Raw genomic sequence first — 19441 nt, forward strand, 5'->3', positions numbered from 1 at the left:
TTCAACAAAATGGCATTTTAATTGAACAATGACAATAATCAAAATTAGCAAAATATGTATAGATAAACTAAATATTAAGGAGCTTTTAGGATGCAGAAATGGAAGACACTTAGTTCAGAATATTTATTCAAAACTCCATTTGGAAATTTAAGAAAAGACTGTTGTGAACTACCGGATGGAAATATAATACAGGATTATTATGTAAACGAATATTCAAATTGGGTAAATGCTATTGTGATAACAAAAGAGAATCAAATTTTACTAGTCGAACAATTTAGATACGCTGGACAGGACTTTTTTTTTGAAATCCCAGCTGGAAAGCCAGAAGAAAATGAACCTTATTCCGAAGCCATTTTAAGAGAAGTAAGGGAAGAGACTGGATATATTACAAAAACCGAACCAATTTTATTAGGAGAGTTTTTCATTAATCCTGCAACACAAAATAACAAAATAATTACATATTTAATATTAGATGCTTATCCAGCTTTTGAACAAGAACTGGATCCTGCTGAATTTATTGAATTCAAATTAATAGATGTAGATGCTATTTACACTAAAATAAAAAGTGGAGAAATAAATCAACTTTTTACAGTGAGTGCGTTTTATTTAGCAATGCCGCATTTAAGCAAAATATTAAACTTACAATTCAACTAACTGATGAGTTAGCAAATGTCATAAGCTTCTAAATATTCAGCTTTTATTTTGTGATTGTATATGTTTCGTTTCCAATAGAAATAAATCAAAACGCACTTAAATGCAACGATTATAAGAGAGGAAATGGTAAGCAAGTCAACTTACCACCTGGAGTAGATACAATATAAGAGCTTAAAAGGAAAGTATAAATTTAATAGTGAATATTTATCACTAGAGGTGTTGGGACAATGTCATCATTAAAAAATATGGAAAATGGCTTTTCAAATTTGAGGCTAGGAGGCATTATCTAGTCGAATTATTGTTGGAGATAGTTTTTTTACCTTTAATTTATTTTGGAACTAAATTTTTTCTTAGGAATTATTCTTTTACTTTTACTTTATTAGTTATATTTTTGGCTATCTATTAATCTCTATTCGTTCTCAGACGACATATCGAGGAAAAATTTAAGCAAATTTAATATGAGAATTCCAACTTGAATGAGAATTATTTCACCTGCTTGTTTCATTGTTTTTATTTCTTTTATAGATAAATAGAAACCACAGGGGTTAACTGCTTTGTTGGTTTATGGAGCTAAAATATTCAAACAAATATGAATGTTGGAGGAGTTCATCTGATGAAAAATACAGAAGATTTATATTTAGAGATGTCTGATAAAATTAATGAAAAAGAAAGTGTTACTGGAATTAAAGTACTAAGTGAAAATGAAAGAAAATTATATTTAGTTGATAGTCTTCTATTGGAAGTAAATAATGGTGGATTTGATCAATATCTCTCAAATTGGACTGGAGAATATTGGCAAGAAACTGTTTCTATCTTAGATAAATTAGAAATCAATTTCTTATCTAATTTAGTAAAAAAAGCAAATGAAATCTATCGAAGCGATAAATCTGAAGATGATATTCTTGAAGAACTTGAAGAATTAGATAATGAATTTTATGATGATTTGAATTATGAAGATACATACAAGAAAGTATTGAAGTTGTTCATTTAACTAGTGCATTAGTTGAACAACATGATCGGCTTTATAGTCGAGTAAAGATTATCAGTTTTCATGAGTCTTTTGATAGATTAATGATTTTTAATTCAATGATAAAATAAAAAATGAATTGATTTAATTATGAAACATGCCTACATAAATAAGTACGCAAAATTAGAGGGAAAAGGATTCTAGGAGGAGTAAAATGCTTGAAGGTGGAGATTTTATGTTTGCGTTCGGTCCCATTCTTTTTGGTATAACTTTTGTAATAGTTATATCCATTTTTTTATTCACAATCATAAAGGGAGTTACACAATGGAATAAAAATAACAACTCACCAAAATTAAATGTTAAAGCCAAAGTTGTTACTAAAAGAACAGCCGTACAAAACGGAGTGGAACATCGGTCATTTAGTAAATATTTTGTAACGTTTGAAGTAGAAAGTGGAGATAGAATAGAATTTGAAGTAAAGGATGCTGAATATGGAATGATAGTTGAAGGTGACGATGGGGAGCTTGAATTTCAAGGAACAAGATTTCATGGTTTTATTAGAACCAGATAAACTCAAAGTGCTTCATTAATCTTAATTTCTCCTTCGTGGGTATCTTATTTTATAAAACTAATGTAACTAAATAGTTGATCAGCTTTAGGAGTCGATGTTGAACGGCTCCTTTTTAAGTATTTGACAGTTTAGTTGCATTAGGAAAGGATTTTTTTAAGCATAAAAAGAATATTGTTTTAAAAGAATAAACATATGTGTTTCTCATTTAGAACTTTTTGGAGGGAATATACTTGGATTTTTTGATTTCAACAAACGGTGGTATTTTAGTGTTTGGTTCATTGATTTGGTATTATGCATCTCTAGGAAAAAGAATTCACAAAGAAGAAAAAGAGGCTGGCAGAGATCTATCTTATGAAATTAATCCATTTACAGGTTCGGCTAAAAGCAATTCGAATGAAAAAAAGTAAATATAAACTACTATGCAACTAACGCATTGCATTTTTTAAGAACGTGATCGACAGTTTAATCGATTATTTATTACACAATCATAAATCCCCTACAATAATTGGTGTTTTATCAGGCGAAATTTATAATTAATATAGAGGGGAAAATAAGAAATAGGATCAAATATTATTTCACTAAATTGCAGATTTGTTGAAGATGGATATTATCCTGTTTTTTAAGAGAATTAGAATTTCAAGCAAACCTAACACGAATATAGGTAATGAAATTAACAGGTACATAGGAGGTATGAGATATGAAGATTAATAGAATAGATCATGTGAGTATAAACGTAAATGATCTTTCAGAGGCTAAAGCGTTTTTTCTTGATTTAGGTCTTGTAGTGCATGCGGAATGGGAAATGGAAGGAGAACAGTTGGACAGAATAGTTGGGCTTAAAGATGTTAAAACGTCATGTGTAGGATTGGGGATGCCAGACGGTCAGGTTTGGATTGAGCTAGTCAAATTTTATTCTCCCTCAGATGAAAAAGATATTCAGCAACCACTTGCAAATACGCTCGGTATCAGACATATTTGTTTTGCAGTTGAAGATATTGAAGCTATTGTTGCAAAATTGAAAAAGAAGGGCACGGAAATCTTTAGTGAGATAGAGCAATATGAAGAAAGTTATAAGTTATGTTACGTTCGTGGTCCAGAGGGAATTATTTTAGAGTTGGCGGAGAAAATCAGATAAATATTTTATGGGACTTTAAATGTTATACATCTCCAACTTTCAAAATATGTTCTTAAACTATCTGGTGCGTTAGTTGCATAGCGATCGTTATATTGTTAAGTTTAATTCCCACTATGGAACACTGAAGGTAAACGGGTTGGATCTAAAACTAAAATTGAATTTCGTATATTATATAGAACTTGATATTCCAGAAATTCTAGAATGGGAAAAGCATATATATAAGAATAATGAAGGTTTTAGCCAAATAACAAGTAATGATAATCATGTTTATTTATTAAGGGTATTGGAATACAATTCTTTGAAGAACTTACAAATCTCAAGTTCAATACAACGGAATTTATTATTGTAGAAAAATACTCCCATGAAGGAATTTCTAGTGGATGTATTTCTGTAGAGTATTGGAGTATTGGCAAAAAGATGCTCTTCCGCTTTTATTCACCCGATCACATAAATTAAACTATAAATTGTATTAGCAATTCTATAAGCAACCAACACAATGCGTTAGTTATCCAATAAGTACTTATATTAATCAAACAATTTTTTCAAAAAAGGGTAAAGCAAAGTCTGAACGGTGCAACAGGTTCATATTGCCTTACCTTCTATAAGTTATATACATTTGTTGAAAAGCAAGAAATATTGTTAAAATTTTTTTATCTAAAGCTACCACAAGTAATTAGAGAACTAGTTAATAGTAGAAAGTAATGGATCGATATTAACTTTCCATGGTGAAAGTGGTGACGTTCTAACCAAGGTAAAAGAAAGTTTACTTCTAACCGAACCTACATTTTTTATTAAAAGATTAACCTCAACTGGAATTTCAGTTTCTAAAGAGTATGGCTCTGTATCAATTGATTGAGGCAATGACCAATGTATAGCTTCTATTTTTTCTATTTTTTTAAGCTCTTTGTTAATATTTTTGTGGTTACTTATGACAATATTTTTAGCCAAGCCTTTATCACTGTTTTTAATGGTAACAAATAATACATTCAGCAGTTGGTAAGGCGGAAGGTTATTCATATAGTCATCAATCCTTCCAGCAGCTTTAAGGATCATTACATAATGAGATAAGTCTGATTTTCCTGTTTTATGTGTCGTACTGCCCAAAAAATGAATGCAAAAGTGACCACCGAAACCGTTTTGAAGAGCACCTGCACCATGTGGCATTCCGTGCATGGACGCAGGGATTAGATTGTCATGAGCTAAAATTAATACAGCCCTTCTTTTCCAACTCCATTTCCCATCGTATATTTCCTTCATTATATTTGTATCTTCTCTTGTTAATGGCTGAACATCTGCATGCCTACTACCAGCTCTTCGTTGAACATTAAAGCTCTTGCCACTTTCAACATCGATTACTGTGAAAAACGAATATTTTGGGAGTAATTTGTTAACAGTTTCCCAATTCTCAATTTCAATTTGAAAGCTAATTGGCGAGGGACATGGTTGATTTGTCGTAGCGTAAGTATGTTCTACAAGACTTAGTAATGAAAGGCATAGGATTGTTACAATAAAAAAAACTTTTTTCACAGCTATTTTTCAACTCCATTTGTTTAGTAATTGAATACGAATACGTACGATTTTGATATTATTCCTTATTTGACTAAACGCATGCATTAGTTGTATAAGTAGCAAAAAAAGGAAATTCAGAAGAAGATTCTTTTTTATGTAGATAATATGAAAACTAGTATTGCATAAAATTTTCATTAAAATTTTAAAATTAAACACTTGTCCAATTCTTTTTGCTTGTCCAAACATAAGATGTTGGGATGAAACTAAAAGAAAAGGTGTTGTTATAATGGGTTGCAACTGTAATAATGAAAGAAATAATGAAAGAAATAATAATGAAAGAAATAATAATGAAAGAAATAATAATGAAAGAAATAATGATAGAAACAGAAGAAATAGAGATTTTACGTTTAATGCGAAAATTACGATTGATCAAGAAGAATTCTGTCGTGCAGTAAATCGTTGTGACGATGAAAGACGTCGTAGTGACAGATGGTGGAACTGGTAAGTTCAAAGAGCAAAAAAAGGAACTTCAACATAGAAGACATTTTTGGATTCTCGATACTAAATTATAATTTAGAGTTAAGGAATATAGAAAACTAATGCATTGCGTTAGTAGAAGATTATGAGCTGTAAATATGCAGCTTTTTTTTATTAAATAGAACGATAATAGATGAAAAGAAATTTTCAACTCAACATTGAATTTTTACTTTTAAATTTAAAGAGCTTAAATGAAAAAAATTTCTCAATTAAAATAAAAATGGATATTTAAGTCATTTTATTCAAAAAATACTCTTATGACAAACTCATGTAAGAGGAATCTATGAAAAAAATAATAAAATTCATTTTTAAAACTTTAATACTGCTCTTTTCGCTATTAGTAATATTATTTGCTTTAAATGAAATTGAAATGGAACACGTTCAAAAAGATAATATTTACGCAAAAAAGCCAATAACTTATCCAATTGGATATAGTGATTTGTCGATTTATACGAACGGAAAGAAGCTAAATAAACAATTATTTAATGATATTAGGAATGCAAAAAAGGAAGTGCATATTTACTTTTTTTCAGTTTCTAATGATCGAGTTTCTCATGAGTTTTTAGATGTCTTAAAAAAGAAAAGTGATGAAGGAATTCCAGTTTATTATGCAGTTGATCGTCTTGGTGGGATTTTATTAGAACGAAAAGAAAGAAAATCTTTAATCGACCATGGGGTACATTTTACATATTTTAATAAACCTCAATTATCATATTTTTTTGCATCGATAAATAACAGAAATCATCGTCGAATGACGATTATTGATGGAGAAATTGGCTATATTGGCGGGTTTAATATAGGTAAAAAGTATATAGATGAAAAAAAAGAATTAAAACCGTGGGAAGATGTTCAACTTAGATTGGTAGGTAGTGGTGTTGAAGGCTTAGAAAAACAATTTGTACATGATTGGAGAAAAAATTCAGACCAAAAAATTACACAGATGGAGATTAGTAAAAAGGTTGGAAAAAGCCAGCATCAATTTGTTTCTTATACAAAGTTAGGGATTGAACAAGAATATAGTAAATTATTTAAACAAGCAAAACATTCGATTACAATTTATTCTCCTTATTTTATACCGAATAATAAAGTAATATGGAATACATTATTAGATGCAGCAAATAGAGGAATTGAAGTTAAAATACTATATTCTCATAAGTCAGATGCACTTTTAGTAGAACAAGCAGCAATACCGTATATAAAACAAGCCTGGAAAAATAATATTAAAGTGTATGGGTACAAAAAGGGAATTTTTCATGGTAAAGTAATTAAAATTGATGATAAAGTACTAATGATTGGCACAACAAATTTTGATTCCAGATCATTTCATTTAACAGATGAATTGAATTGTTATATATATGATCCACAATTTATCAAACAGGTAGAACCAAAATTAGCCGATGTATTTAATCATCAAGCATTTGAAATTACGCCTACTTATATTAAAAATTTACCTTTTAAAGATCGAATAAAAGAAAAAATAGCTAAAGTATTTGAGTTCTATTTATAGTGTAAAAAACTATTTCTACTGTATTTTTATTTGTAGAATACAATAAAAAAATAATGAAAGATTAATCATGAAAATTGGTTAATCTTTTTTTATTTTCAATTATTTATAAAAATACAATTGATTTTATATTTATTCATAATTATAATGGAGAATATAATTTTATAAAAGGGGATATTAAAATGAAAGTCGGTATTATGGGGGCAACCGGATATGGTGGTCTTGAACTCGTAAGATTTCTATCAATGCATCCGGAAATAAGTGGTATGAATTTTTATTCAACATCAGATTATACGGAAGATTTGTCTACGTATTTTCCACATTTAGCTACTAATAATAGTGGTCAAATAAAAAAGTGGAATAAAAATAATTCTGTTTCTGAAAATGATATTTTGTTTTTTGCTACGCCACATGGAGTAAGCAGTGGATTAATGGAAGAAATCGATTTTTCGAAAACAAAATTGATTGATCTATCAGGAGATTTTCGATTAAAGAAAGAAGAAACATACCAAAAATGGTATAAACACACGCATCCTTGTTTTTCAAAAACGAATGAATTCACTTACGGACTATCAGAACTTAATCGAGAAGCGATCAAACAATCCAATCAGATAGCTAATCCAGGATGTTATCCAACAGCAACGCTACTCGGTTTAGCGCCATTATTAAAGGCAGGAATTGTAGCGAAAAATTCAATTATTGTAGATGCTAAATCTGGAATTTCTGGAGCTGGAAAAACGGCTAATCAAACGACTCAGTTTATGAATAGAAATGAAAATTTAACAGCATATAAAATTACTGAACATCAACATATACCTGAAATAGAACAAATTATTGGATCAATTGATTCTTCACAGGATTTTATTACTTTTACACCGCATTTAGTTCCGATGACAAGAGGAATTTTGTCAACAATTTATGTTACTTCAACTCGTGAAATTAGTAACGAAGAATTAAAAGAATTGTATAACCAAAGTTATGAAGATTCCTATTTTGTAAGAGTAAGAGACGGGATACCTTGTACAAAAGATGTTTATGGTTCAAATTTTTGTGATATATACGCAACTTACGATGACCGTACAAATCGAATCACAATCGTTTCTGTCATTGATAACCTTGTGAAGGGAGCGGCAGGTCAAGCAATTCAAAATATGAACATAATGTTAAATCTGCCAGATGAAACAGGTTTACAATTTACACCAATATTTCCTTAAGGAGAGATAAAAGTTGATTACTAAAGAAAAGAATATAAAAAAGATAAAAGGAACAATTACATCACCAAATGGTTTCTATGCTAGTGGAGTTCATGCTGGACTACGTTATAAACGTAAAGATTTAGGATTAATATATTCTGAAAAGCCAGCTTCAGTTGCAGCTGTATATACATTAAATTTATTTCCAGCTGCACCAATAGCGATTACAAAAAAGAGTATTGCAGATAGTAATAAAATTCAAGCAGTTTTAGTAAATAGTGGTTGTGCAAATGCATGTACTGGTAAAAAAGGGGAGGATGATGCCTATTTAATGAGAGCGTGGTGTGCAGAGTATCTTAATCTTCCAGAACACTTAGTCGCAATCGCATCGACGGGTGTAATCGGTGAATATTTAAAAATGGATCGATTAAAAAGCGGCATTGACAAGTTAACCCTCGGTAATAAGTTGGAAGATGGAGAAGATTTTGGTCACGCAATATTAACGACTGATACGGTTTTAAAAACTATTTGTTATGAAGTATTGATAGACGGAAAGCTTGTAACGATTGCTGGGGCTGCAAAAGGTTCTGGTATGATTCATCCAAATATGGCAACTATGCTAGGTTTTGTGACAACTGACGCTACAATTAGTTCAGAACAATTACAAACTTTATTAAAAGAAGTGACAGATAAGACATTTAACCAAATTACAGTTGATGGGGATACGTCAACAAATGATATGGTTTTAGTTATGGCAAATGGAGCAGTTGAACATGATGAATTAACTGAAAGTCATTCAGATTGGGCTAATTTTGTAACTGCATTTCAATTAGTTTGTGAAGACCTGGCTAAAAAGATTGCTAGAGATGGTGAAGGGGCAACTAAGCTAATTGAAGTAAATGTAAATGGAGCTTCAAGCAAAAAAATTGCAAATCAAATTGCTAAATCGATTGTCGGATCAAATTTAGTAAAAACAGCGGTTTATGGTGAAGACGCTAACTGGGGAAGAATTATTGGTGCCATTGGATATAGCGGGGTCGAAGGGAATTTTAATCAAATTGACATTGCAATTAATGGCGTAACAGTATTATTTGGTAGTAAACCAGTTGAGTTTAATGAAGAAGAGGCTAAGAATGCTTTGAAAAATGAGATTGTTTATATTGATGTCCATTTACACGATGGAGATGCAGTTGGTACTGCATGGGGCTGCGATTTAACTTATGATTATGTGAAAATAAATGCAAGCTATCGCACATAAGGGGGATTTAAACAATGGAAACTGTAGTCATTAAACTTGGTGGTAGCTTAATCCAAAACTTGTCTAATACATTCTTTGAAAATATAAACCAACTAAAAATGAGTGGTAAAAAAGTTATCCTCGTTCATGGAGGGGGGCCACTTATAAATAACTTATTATTAAAGTTTTCAATTCCAGTAGAAATGGAGGACGGCATTCGTAAGACTTCATCTGAGGTTTTAGAGATTGTTGAATATGTGCTAAATGGAAAAATCAATAAAGATTTAACGATTATATGTAATCAATATAATATAAAAGCTATTGGTCTATCGGGATGTGACAATCTATTACTGGAAGCTTCACTTTATAATAAGGGAAAATTAGGTTGGGTTGGAGAAATTGAAGATGTAAATACGAATCTATTAGATTTACTACTTAGCAATGATTATGTACCAGTTATTTCACCTGTAGGGGTAGATAAAATTGGCCAAAAATATAATATAAATGCAGACGAAGCGGCAAAAAGTATTGCCAAGGCAATGAATGCGGAATTGCTCTGCTTTATAACAAATACAAATGGTGTATTAGATTTGGAACATAAATTGATTGAGAAGATTACGCCTAGCGAAGTTCATCAATTAATAGATGAAAAAACAATTTATGGTGGAATGATTCCTAAAGTCACGAGTGCCTTAAATGCCTTAAATGTTGTAAATTCAGTGGCAATTGTAGGTGAGAATTTCTTAAATGAAAATGGAACAATAAACGGTACAGTATTTACAAAAGGAGTTGTGTTAAGTGAGTAATTTATTCCCTACTTATAATAAAAAAACAATTAATTTTCTAAATGGAAAAGGTACTTACTTATATGATGACGAAAATAACAAGTATCTAGATTTTTTAAGTGGAATTGCCGTTTGTAACTTAGGACATTGTCATCCAAAAGTTGTTGATGCACTAAAAGAACAAGTTGAATCGGTTTGGCACGTATCAAATTTATTTACAATTAAAAAACAAGAAGAGCTTGCTAAAGTTTTAGTAAAAAGCTATGTGGATGGATTAGTATTTTTCTGTAATAGCGGTACAGAAGCAAATGAGGCAGCCATAAAATTAGCAAGAAAACATTCAGGTAAATCTCATATAATCAGTTTTAAACAAAGCTTTCATGGACGTACTTTTGGATCAATGGCTGCTACCGGTCAGTCTAAAATTCATGAAGGGTACGGCGAAATGTTAAGTGGATTTACATATGTACCTTATAATGATTTAAATGCTTTACAAAATGAAATAAATGAAAATACTGGAGCAATAATTTTGGAGGTAATCCAAGGTGAGGGTGGTGTAATTGTTGGTAATAATGATTTTTTTGAAGGGATTCAAGCTCTTTGTAAAAAACATGAATTATTACTCATTGTTGATGAGGTACAAACCGGAGTGGGCAGAACAGGAACAATGTTTGCCTATGAACAAACTCCACTAGATCCAGATATTATTACACTAGCAAAAGGTTTAGGGAATGGTTTTCCAGTTGGGGCAATGCTAGGTAAGAACAAATTAGCTGAATCATTCTCACTAGGTGCGCATGGTTCAACTTTTGGCGGAAATTATTTAGCAATGGCAGCTGCATTTGAAACAATTAATATAATAAATGACATTCCGTTTTTGAATACTGTAAAGGATAAAGGGAATTATTTATTTGATAAATTAGTCGAAGTAAAAAAAGAGTTTCCACAAATTTTGGAAATTCGCGGTAAAGGATTAATGATTGGTATCGAATTAAATCTGCCAGTTGAACAACTAGTAGAACAATTTTTAAAGAATGGGTTAATTGTAGGTACAGCAGGGGCTAATGTATTAAGATTATTACCACCGATCAATTTATCATACGGAGAAATAGATGAAGCAATTCAAATAATAAAACAAGTACTTTCTTCCTGTTTTTTAAATACCCAAGTTAAATAATATAGAGTAACTTTTAACTAGGAGGCATTCATGGAACTAGACCATGATGCCTCTTTATTGTTTAGGTCTTTCTACTTGATTCGTAAAAATAAATTGAAAGTTGAATTAAATTTTTAGATAATGGGATAATCACTTTTATTAGGGGAGGAGATAGGTTATGTATCATATTCGTGTAAGAGCATGTGCTTTAATTGTTGAAAATGATTCGGTATTATTAATTCAATTTACAGATGAGGACGGAATTCATTATAATTTACCTGCTGGTGGTACTGAACCTGGTGAGACAATTATAGAGGCTGTAAAAAGAGAAGCTTTTGAAGAAGCAGGTGTGGAAGTTGAGGTTGGAGAACTTGTATTTGTTTCAGAAAATGCACCCCATATGACCGGTCATAAAATACATGGATTAAGTTTAATGTTCCGCTGTCATATTAAAGTAGACTCAGTTCCAACGATGCCAATAAATCCAGATCCAAATCAAACTGGCGTAAAGTGGGTTCCAATAAATGAATTAGACAATATCATCTTATTTCCAAATATTAAAGAACAGATTATTCAATATGTAAAAGGTAAGTATAAAAATAATCGTTTAATTGAAGAGTACAAATTAAAAGAACAACTAATTTAGTGGTAGTTGAGTTTCTACATGTAATTTTGCAAAAAAAAAAAAGTGTAGGACTCAACTTTCTATTTTCATCAATTCATACATGTACTCCAAATTTTCAATAATAATTCATTAAATACTATTGTTAATAGAAAAGGGTGATTTAATGATAACTCTTCCAGATCAATTTATTAAAACCATTAAAGCGATCCATAAAGAAAAAGGAGAAATATGGCTCGAGAATTTCGAAGACTTGTGTATTAAATGCGAAAATCGATGGAATATGAAGATATTAGCACCATTTGAATTATCATATAATTTTGTAGCTCCAATTTTAATTGATGGTCAAAAAAAAGCAGTTATTAAACTAGAAGTTCCTAATGAGGAATTTAATAGTGAGGTTGAAGCTCTAAATGAGTTTAAAGAAAAAGAATTCGTTAAAGTTATTGATGCCGATCTTAATGAAGGCATACTAATTTTAGAACAACTATTACCTGGCGAAACTCTTGCTACGATTGAAAACGAAGAAGAGGCAATGAATATAGCAGTCAAAGTGATGAAAAATTTATGGATAACTGCGCCAAAATCTACAAAAATACCTACAATATTAAGTCGAGAAGATAGCTTTAGCCGAATTGTTGAAAAGTTCCCTAATGGCTTAGGTCCCGTTTCAAAAGAAATGCTATTAGATGCGTTTTCTATTTTTAAAGAAATGAATAAAACACAATCAACACAATACTTACTTCATGGAGACTTACATCATTATAATATATTAAATGCAGGAGAAAACTCATGGAAAGTTATTGATCCAAAAGGATTAATAGGCGAAAGAGAATATGACATCATCCAGTTTCTATTGAACAACTTAAAAGATAAAGATATACCTAAAACCATAGAAAAACGAATTGATCTACTAGTAAAAGAATTAAATTTAAATAAAGAAAGAGTACTACTTTGGGGTTATTCGCACGCTGTATTATCAACATGTTGGAGTTTAGAAGATGAAGGTACTTTTACTGAATACTTTTTTCAAGCTATAAATATTTTTAAAAATTTACATACAAACTTTTATAAATAAAAATTTATATTGGCTCTACGGGTCTAACTGTTGATCATTGAAAAAAAGGCTGTCTATTTAGATAGCCTTTAGCAGATTTAACGAGTAATTTTCTTATACCGCATGCGTTACTTGAATTACAATTTATTATTAAAATACAAAACTGGATTATTTAAATCATTATTTCTAATGACTACATCAGCATTAAGTTGAGGAGAGTGTTGCTCCAAATAGAGTTTCGAAGCTGCATGATACCTTTTAATAAACATTTCTTCGGCTTTTTCATAGCTTCCGAATGCTCGTTCTTCACGTATAGCCCCTCTTTTTCTTGCTATATCAAAATCGGTATCTACGAATATTTTAAAATCGTACAGGTTACATAAATCTCTCTTAAATAAAAATGTTCCATCTATAATAAAAATCATATCCTTAGTCGCAACTTCTAAATCTGAATTAACATACTCATCCTTATGCAAGTCGAGGGAAATTGTTTGATAATGCAGGTTGCCATTTGGTCCTAAAGGAATTAAAAGTTTATGCTTAAAAGACTCGTAATCATGGGCAGACTCATAATAACCTAAAGCAGACTCCTTCCCGAGTTTGTAACGAATCTCTCTTGGGTTATGAAAATGATCAATACTTGTTCTAATCACGTTCTTTTTTCTGCAAATAAGTTCTTCAGCAAGTTCATTAGCAATAGTTGTCTTACCAGATGCCGTGATTCCACTAACCCCCACTCGAAGTGGATGATCTATTTTTAAGCACAATATTTTATTTACCAAATCAGAAATTAGTTTACTCCTTACCATAAATTCTCCTTTCAACAAAAACATTTATTAAAATTAATCTAAGGCAAGCGTTAATTAAACAGTGTGTAATATTCAAAAAATAACATTAAGGTGATAAAAGTTGGTTTTAAATAAATGATTTCCTAAGCAAATTACAATAATTGCTACTTTAGATATAACTTTCGATTGTGTTAGCAACTAAGAAAATCGGCCAAAATTTAAAGTTGCTATCATTTTAAATCTTTTTATTTATATTCTAGAATTAGTGATTTTTTCCTGTTCTTTTCAACTCATCTTCAATTATGCCTATCCTAATCCCTGTACTAATAAGAACAAACCCCGAAAATGGGAAAATTTAGCGAATATCAAGATTAAAAAAAGTCATAATATTAAACTATAAAAAGTAAAGAACCTATTTTGATATGTCTCAAAATAGGTTCTTCTTCTCTTATTTACCTAAAACATGTTCAATTAATCCATAGCTCCAAAATCCAAGTAAAGCTAAACTACTCGCCAGAATGATGTAAGCAATAAAAATTTGCCATTTTTTACGATTACTAGATACATAGTAAGTTTCTAATGTTTTTTGTTGCTTTAGTAAAGGTGCAATCTTTTTATGCTTAATCTCTTGAATCTTTTCATCAATATAATTTCTCCAATCTAAGTCTGGTTCGTGGAAGCGTGCTCGAACAGATCGAATTAGATAATTTATTTCAAGACGTTCCTTATGAATTTGAAATTCTAGTTTTTTATTATCCTCAAAAAAAGGAAAAAAGAAACGTTTTACAATCGTACGATCAGAATAGACATTAAAAATACCAAATTGAAATTGTTTAATTGTATGTTCATATAGTTTTATTTTTTCTTTAATTACATTTAACTGGTAAGCTTCTCGGATTCGTTTAATGAATGTCGTAATACCTAAAATAATAATATAAAATGCGATAAAATTAGGTTGATAAAATAAATACACTAGCATCAACATAATACCGATAAACCAGAAAATTGGAGGTAATACACTTAATATTCTCCCTCCATCTAAAGGAGAAATAGGAATTAAATTAAACAAATTAAGTATACAGCCTAAAGCAATTACTAATCCGAAAAATTCATTATGTGTGTAATGATAAAGCGGAATTGCTGGTAGAACTGAAATTAAGCCTAAAAACGGACCACCAAATGCTACATAAGATTCAGTTACAGCATCTTTTGGCATTTCTTTAAGTGAAATAACCGCCCCGACAAAAGGAATAAAAAATGCTGGTGAAGTTGGTAGACCCTTTTGTTTCGCTGCTATTAAATGCCCACCTTCATGACAAATTAATAAGTAAACAAGTGCGAATGCAAAATACCATCCAAATGTAAATCCGTATACAAATAAATACAATACCATGCTTAAAAAAGATAAAAATTTTGCAGCTTTTAATAAAGGTAAAAGCAGCTTTAATTTAGTGCCAATTATTGCGATTACAACACCAATTCTTGTTAACGACTTTTTCGTCTTACTATTGATTATTGGTTGTGCCATTCATTTCACCTTCTCGCTAATTATGATATGATTATGTAGTATCAAAATTATATCATTAAAAATTATTTGTTTGATAGAATAATAAAGAAATAGGGACTAAAGTCTGTACTTTTACTGATTTTAAACGAAAAATCATAAGAAAATAATTACAAAATAGATGGAAAAGAATGTTAGAAAGTTCGCTTTCTAACTTTTGCATTTTTCTAGAATATTTAATTAGATGAAATACTAACAATGAAATTAACTAAGGATTGATAAAGTAATGAATATATATGGGATGGTCAAAGAAGTAGCAGATAATAAAAGTAAAAACATAGCTTATATATACAATGGAAACAAAATAAATTACGAAGAACTTATGTCATCTTGTGAAAACATAGCCCACATATTAGTTGAAAATAAGATTGAAAAGGGAGATAAAATAGCGATTTTACTAGGAAATTCACCTGAGTTTGTTCAAACCTATTTAGCAATATTAAAACTCGGTGCAATTGTTATTCCGTTAAATCCATCTTTTACGGAAAGTGAACTTAGCTATATTTTAAAAGACTCTGCAACTAAACTTGTAATCGCTACTAGTGATCAGAAGGAAAAACTTAAAAGTGTAAAAAAACAGTGTCATACATTATTAAATATTATTTTAATAGATGAAATAAAACAAAATGAAATTGTAAATATTCAATTAGAAGAAATTGAAATAGGGCAAAATGATACGGCAGTTATTTTATATACATCAGGAACAACCGGTAACCCTAAAGGTGCAATGTTGTCTCATTCAAATTTAATTGAAAATGCTAGTGATTTTACAAAGTTAATCGAATTAAGTGATAGTGATCGAATGATTGCAGTCCTTCCGATGTTTCATTCATTTTGCTTAACATTATGTGTAAATATGATTTTGTTAAATGGAGCATCAACAATCATCATTCCTAAATTTAATCCTGCTGAACTAGTTGAGGTAATAAAAAAAGAAAAAGCTACATTAATCGCTGCAGTACCGACAATTTATAATTATTTATATCAATTAAAAAGTGCAACTGCAAACGACTTTAGAACCTTGAGAGCTTGTATTTCTGGTGGAGCTTCAATACCGCTTGAATTATTACAGTCAATACAAGAAAAATACAATATTTTAATTGTTGAAGGCTATGGATTATCCGAAACAGCTCCAGTGCTTACTTTCAATCCATATCGTGGTATTTGTAAACCAGGGTCAGTTGGTCTTGATCTACCTAGTGTTGAGACAAAAATATTCAATGAAAATGGTGAGGAAGTTCCATCTGGTGAAGTAGGAGAAGTTGTTGCGGTTGGCCCGAATGTGATGAGAGGTTATTTAAATAAAATAGAAGAAACTGAAAAAGCATTTATTAACGGTTGGTTTAAAACGGGTGATCTCGGTAAAAAAGATGAAGATGGCTATTTATTTTTATTAGATCGAAAAAAAGATGTCATTATTACAAATGGATATAATGTGTACCCTAGAGAAATAGAAGAGCGCCTATATGAACATCAAAATATCATTGAAGCAGCGGTTGTTGGAAAACCTGATCAATTAATTGGTGAAAGTGTATGTGCTTATTTAGTCGTTTCGAATGATTCACTATCAGAAAGTGAAATCATTGATTTTTGTAAAAAAGCTCTAGTTTATTATAAAGTACCTAAGGAAATTTATTTTGTAAAAGAACTGCCTAAAAATAGTACTGGGAAAATTTTAAAAAGAAAACTTAGATAATTTCGGAGACCAATTTAGTTAATAGTACTACCATTAAAAAAGCAAACTTATCATTGCCACCAGATCTGTTCTGGTGGTTTTTTGTGAAAAAATATGAATAAACTCATTAATGTTTCATCATTAGTAGGAGAGGATAAGATATATACTCATAAGTGGATCATGAGTTAGAAAAATAGCGAAAAGACGGATTCTACTTACTCATAAGGTGTTCATGAGTAAGTAAAAAAGGGAAAAGATGGATTCTACTTACTCAAAAAGGGTTCATGAGTAAGTAAAATGGCGAAAAGATGAACTTTATTTACTCATAAAGGGTTCATGAGTAAGTAAAAAAGGGAAAAGACGAACTCTATACTCATAAAGGGTTCATGAGTAAGTAAAAAAGGGAAAAGACGGATTCTACTTACTCATAAGGTGTTCATGAGTAAGTGAAAAAGGGAAAAGACGAATATACAACTCATAAAAGGTTCTTGAATAAGTAAAATAACAAAAATATGAAAATACCTTACTCATAAGGAATTCAAAAGTAGTAATAAAAATGTATTCACAATAATGAGTACAAGCTAAAGTCACTAAACAAAATAACTATATTTCCCATGTCCTTCCATTTTGAAGTTTTCACGAAGGACTTTCCATATACCTTTTTTTGATTTATAAATTGCACACCACTCATAGACTACATTAGTGGTAATTTTTCTATCTGGAAAGAGCAATTTCAGTTCTTCAATACTTCTTAATATTCCAATGGGAAGATCTTCTTCGTAGCCACAAGTTTGACATTTCAGTTTACCCTTTTTAACTTCTGTAAAATACGTATTACAGTTAATACAGTTAATCCCCTTTATTAGTTTGTCATAGTGATATTTTGGATATTGTGTGTATTTTGACTCTGATTTGTGAAGTGTTAAAAATACTTCAGCGAGTCGAAAATGGTTAACATTTAATTTGAAATGTTGCATGTTTAATTCGTTTATTAAAAGATTTAATTGTGCTGGAAAAATAATGGGAAGGTTCATAGGGGCATTGAATAAAAAAAATTCGGGGTTTACAAAAACTAAATGAGGTATTATTTTAAAATGAATCTTGTCTTCATTTAATAATTTTCGTAACATAGATTCTGTTCTTTTAAGCTGTTCGTAAGGGTTTTTTATTTCAGTCTTTGGGGTTTTATACCATCGATCTCCTTCAATATAATAATCTCCTTCGTAATTTTTCACTTCAAATAAATGGATTGTTTCTCCAGAGATACCAATCGAATCAATTTGGAATTCTGATTTGTTACATTCGAACAATAAATCGTTAAGAAAAAGCCAATTATCTGAGAGTTTTGAAGTCCATTCATCAAATTTCTTCTCACCTTCGAACCCTTTTTCTAAATAGGATAAGTATGCTAATTCCTCATCGGATAGACTACTCCTAGCATTTAATCTTTGATAAATCCTTAAATCATTTGATTTAAATCGTTCTTTTAGATTTTTCATATTCCACATCCTTTCAATCTATTATTACATAATTATAAACATAATAACTTGACGATTTTTTACTATTTTATTAATTGAGTATTGTTTAGACTTATTTCACACAAATTTTACACTTTTTTAAGATTTATATGATATAGTTCTTTTAATTTGAAAAGAAATGATTTTTAAATCTAAAAATTATGGTTTATGAAAGTAGATTGCAAGCTAAGAATAAAAATAATCTAAATAAAATCATATTATCGAGTGAGTGAAAGAAATGTCAATTAAAATGAGGTTTCAGTTTTCATATATTGGGGTGATTTTTTTTCAATCACATTATTATTGGCTGCAGGTTTCTTAATAATTTTTGCAAAAACAGGAGATGTAAAATCAGTTGAACATCTATACAAGAAAACATATGTACAAAAGCCTTTAACAACAGTTGAAGAAAGTGTGTTTCTCGATTTGAAGCTTCTTGCTAAAAATAATCCTATGCAGTTACTAAAATACGAAGGAAATTAAAAATATTGAGCATAAGAATATCGAAATTGTAGTTCGAAAAGGAACTTATGTCGAGTACGCTTCCCCTTCGCTAGACAAAAAAGTGTTGGAACGAGCGCTTCCTGGGTTTGAGGCAACGAATATTAATACTCGCGATACGATAAAAATAAATGATGTGTTTTTTACGTATGTGAAATTTGATTTTTATTTTCCAGATCAAAAACAAGGGAGTATTTTTGTTTTAAGGAAGGCAAGCTCCTATACCGCGGTTTTTCGTAATCTGTTTCCAATTTTACTAGGTTTACTGTTTTTTTTATTTATCATGATAATTGGAATGATAAATTACTTAGTTTCACGAAGCATTCACATAGTGGCGGTTTTTTTATTTATTGAAACCATCTAAGTTGTTGCTTAGTTAACTACATGACAACTGCAGAAATAGCTACAAAATAATAAGCTCAGGAGAAATATAATTGATATAATTGCCTTATACAATGATTTACTAACA

At 30.2% G+C, this 19441-nt stretch carries 18 protein-coding genes; 14 read left to right on the forward strand and 4 right to left on the reverse strand.

Translation table 11 applies throughout. The annotated features are described in order from the left end of the window. Positions 1-90: 90 nt before the first annotated feature. The 5 genes from B6K90_RS05425 to B6K90_RS05440 all read left to right on the forward strand — a co-directional run bounded on the left by B6K90_RS05425 (position 91) and on the right by B6K90_RS05440 (position 3327). Entirely contained in the window at positions 91-654 is a 564-nt protein-coding gene (locus B6K90_RS05425; protein WP_088011718.1) for an NUDIX hydrolase, read from the forward strand. Between the two features lie 613 nt (positions 655-1267). Continuing rightward, positions 1268-1645, forward strand: coding sequence for a DMP19 family protein (locus B6K90_RS05430; protein WP_167555283.1), 378 nt, complete (start codon positions 1268-1270; stop codon positions 1643-1645). A gap of 190 nt (positions 1646-1835) precedes the next feature. After that, the gene (locus tag B6K90_RS05435) at positions 1836-2192 is read left to right on the forward strand and encodes a DUF2500 domain-containing protein (protein WP_088011720.1); all 357 of its coding nucleotides are present in this window, start codon (positions 1836-1838) and stop codon (positions 2190-2192) included. Between the two features lie 230 nt (positions 2193-2422). Next, positions 2423-2599, forward strand: a complete 177-nt coding sequence (locus B6K90_RS23605) for a hypothetical protein (protein WP_167555266.1) — start codon at positions 2423-2425, stop codon at positions 2597-2599. A 290-nt stretch (positions 2600-2889) separates the two neighbouring features. Next, the gene (locus B6K90_RS05440; RefSeq protein ID WP_088011721.1) at positions 2890-3327 is read left to right on the forward strand and encodes a VOC family protein; all 438 of its coding nucleotides are present in this window, start codon (positions 2890-2892) and stop codon (positions 3325-3327) included. Between the two features lie 681 nt (positions 3328-4008). Here the strand turns inward: B6K90_RS05440 and B6K90_RS05445 are convergent. After that, on the reverse strand, positions 4009-4854 hold the full coding sequence (locus B6K90_RS05445; protein WP_088011722.1) for a hypothetical protein: 846 nt from the start codon (positions 4852-4854) through the stop codon (positions 4009-4011). A gap of 268 nt (positions 4855-5122) precedes the next feature. On the opposite strand from B6K90_RS05445, the gene B6K90_RS05450 reads away from it, so the two are divergent. From B6K90_RS05450 to B6K90_RS05485, 8 genes are all read left to right on the forward strand, one after another. Continuing rightward, on the forward strand, positions 5123-5341 hold the full coding sequence (locus tag B6K90_RS05450; RefSeq protein ID WP_088011723.1) for a hypothetical protein: 219 nt from the start codon (positions 5123-5125) through the stop codon (positions 5339-5341). Positions 5342-5656: 315 nt separating this feature from the next. After that, a complete protein-coding gene (locus B6K90_RS05455) occupies positions 5657-6880 on the forward strand; it encodes a phospholipase D-like domain-containing protein (RefSeq protein ID WP_088011724.1) in 1224 nt (407 codons plus the stop codon). A gap of 179 nt (positions 6881-7059) precedes the next feature. After that, entirely contained in the window at positions 7060-8091 is a 1032-nt protein-coding gene (gene argC / locus B6K90_RS05460) for an N-acetyl-gamma-glutamyl-phosphate reductase (protein WP_088011725.1), read from the forward strand. A 13-nt stretch (positions 8092-8104) separates the two neighbouring features. Continuing rightward, the gene (gene argJ / locus B6K90_RS05465; RefSeq protein ID WP_088011726.1) at positions 8105-9328 is read left to right on the forward strand and encodes a bifunctional ornithine acetyltransferase/N-acetylglutamate synthase; all 1224 of its coding nucleotides are present in this window, start codon (positions 8105-8107) and stop codon (positions 9326-9328) included. Positions 9329-9342: 14 nt separating this feature from the next. Then, complete coding sequence (argB, locus tag B6K90_RS05470; RefSeq protein WP_088011727.1) at positions 9343-10113, forward strand: acetylglutamate kinase; 771 nt, start codon at positions 9343-9345, stop codon at positions 10111-10113. Then, complete coding sequence (locus B6K90_RS05475) at positions 10106-11269, forward strand: acetylornithine transaminase (protein ID WP_088011728.1); 1164 nt, start codon at positions 10106-10108, stop codon at positions 11267-11269. Before argB ends, B6K90_RS05475 begins: the two co-directional genes overlap by 8 nt. A gap of 157 nt (positions 11270-11426) precedes the next feature. Beyond that, positions 11427-11894: an NUDIX domain-containing protein gene (locus B6K90_RS05480; protein ID WP_088011729.1), complete on the forward strand. Its 468-nt coding sequence runs from the start codon at positions 11427-11429 to the stop codon at positions 11892-11894. A 142-nt stretch (positions 11895-12036) separates the two neighbouring features. Further along, positions 12037-12948 carry an aminoglycoside phosphotransferase family protein gene (locus tag B6K90_RS05485; RefSeq protein WP_088011730.1) on the forward strand — a complete coding sequence of 304 codons (912 nt, stop codon included), beginning with the start codon at positions 12037-12039 and terminating at the stop codon, positions 12946-12948. A 116-nt stretch (positions 12949-13064) separates the two neighbouring features. On the opposite strand, the gene B6K90_RS05490 is transcribed toward B6K90_RS05485, so the two are convergent. Next, entirely contained in the window at positions 13065-13736 is a 672-nt protein-coding gene (locus B6K90_RS05490) for a nucleoside/nucleotide kinase family protein (protein ID WP_088011731.1), read from the reverse strand. Positions 13737-14163: 427 nt separating this feature from the next. After that, on the reverse strand, positions 14164-15243 hold the full coding sequence (locus B6K90_RS05495; protein ID WP_088011732.1) for a site-2 protease family protein: 1080 nt from the start codon (positions 15241-15243) through the stop codon (positions 14164-14166). Positions 15244-15505: 262 nt separating this feature from the next. On the opposite strand from B6K90_RS05495, the gene B6K90_RS05500 reads away from it, so the two are divergent. Further along, the gene (locus B6K90_RS05500; protein WP_088011733.1) at positions 15506-16975 is read left to right on the forward strand and encodes a long-chain-fatty-acid--CoA ligase; all 1470 of its coding nucleotides are present in this window, start codon (positions 15506-15508) and stop codon (positions 16973-16975) included. Positions 16976-17544: 569 nt separating this feature from the next. Here the strand turns inward: B6K90_RS05500 and B6K90_RS05505 are convergent. Then, a complete protein-coding gene (locus B6K90_RS05505; protein ID WP_167555284.1) occupies positions 17545-18453 on the reverse strand; it encodes a nuclease-related domain-containing protein in 909 nt (302 codons plus the stop codon). Positions 18454-19441 lie beyond the last annotated feature (988 nt).

The organism is Gottfriedia acidiceleris, from assembly GCF_002128425.1.
GTDB classification, from domain to species: Bacteria; Bacillota; Bacilli; order Bacillales; family Bacillaceae_G; genus Gottfriedia; species Gottfriedia acidiceleris.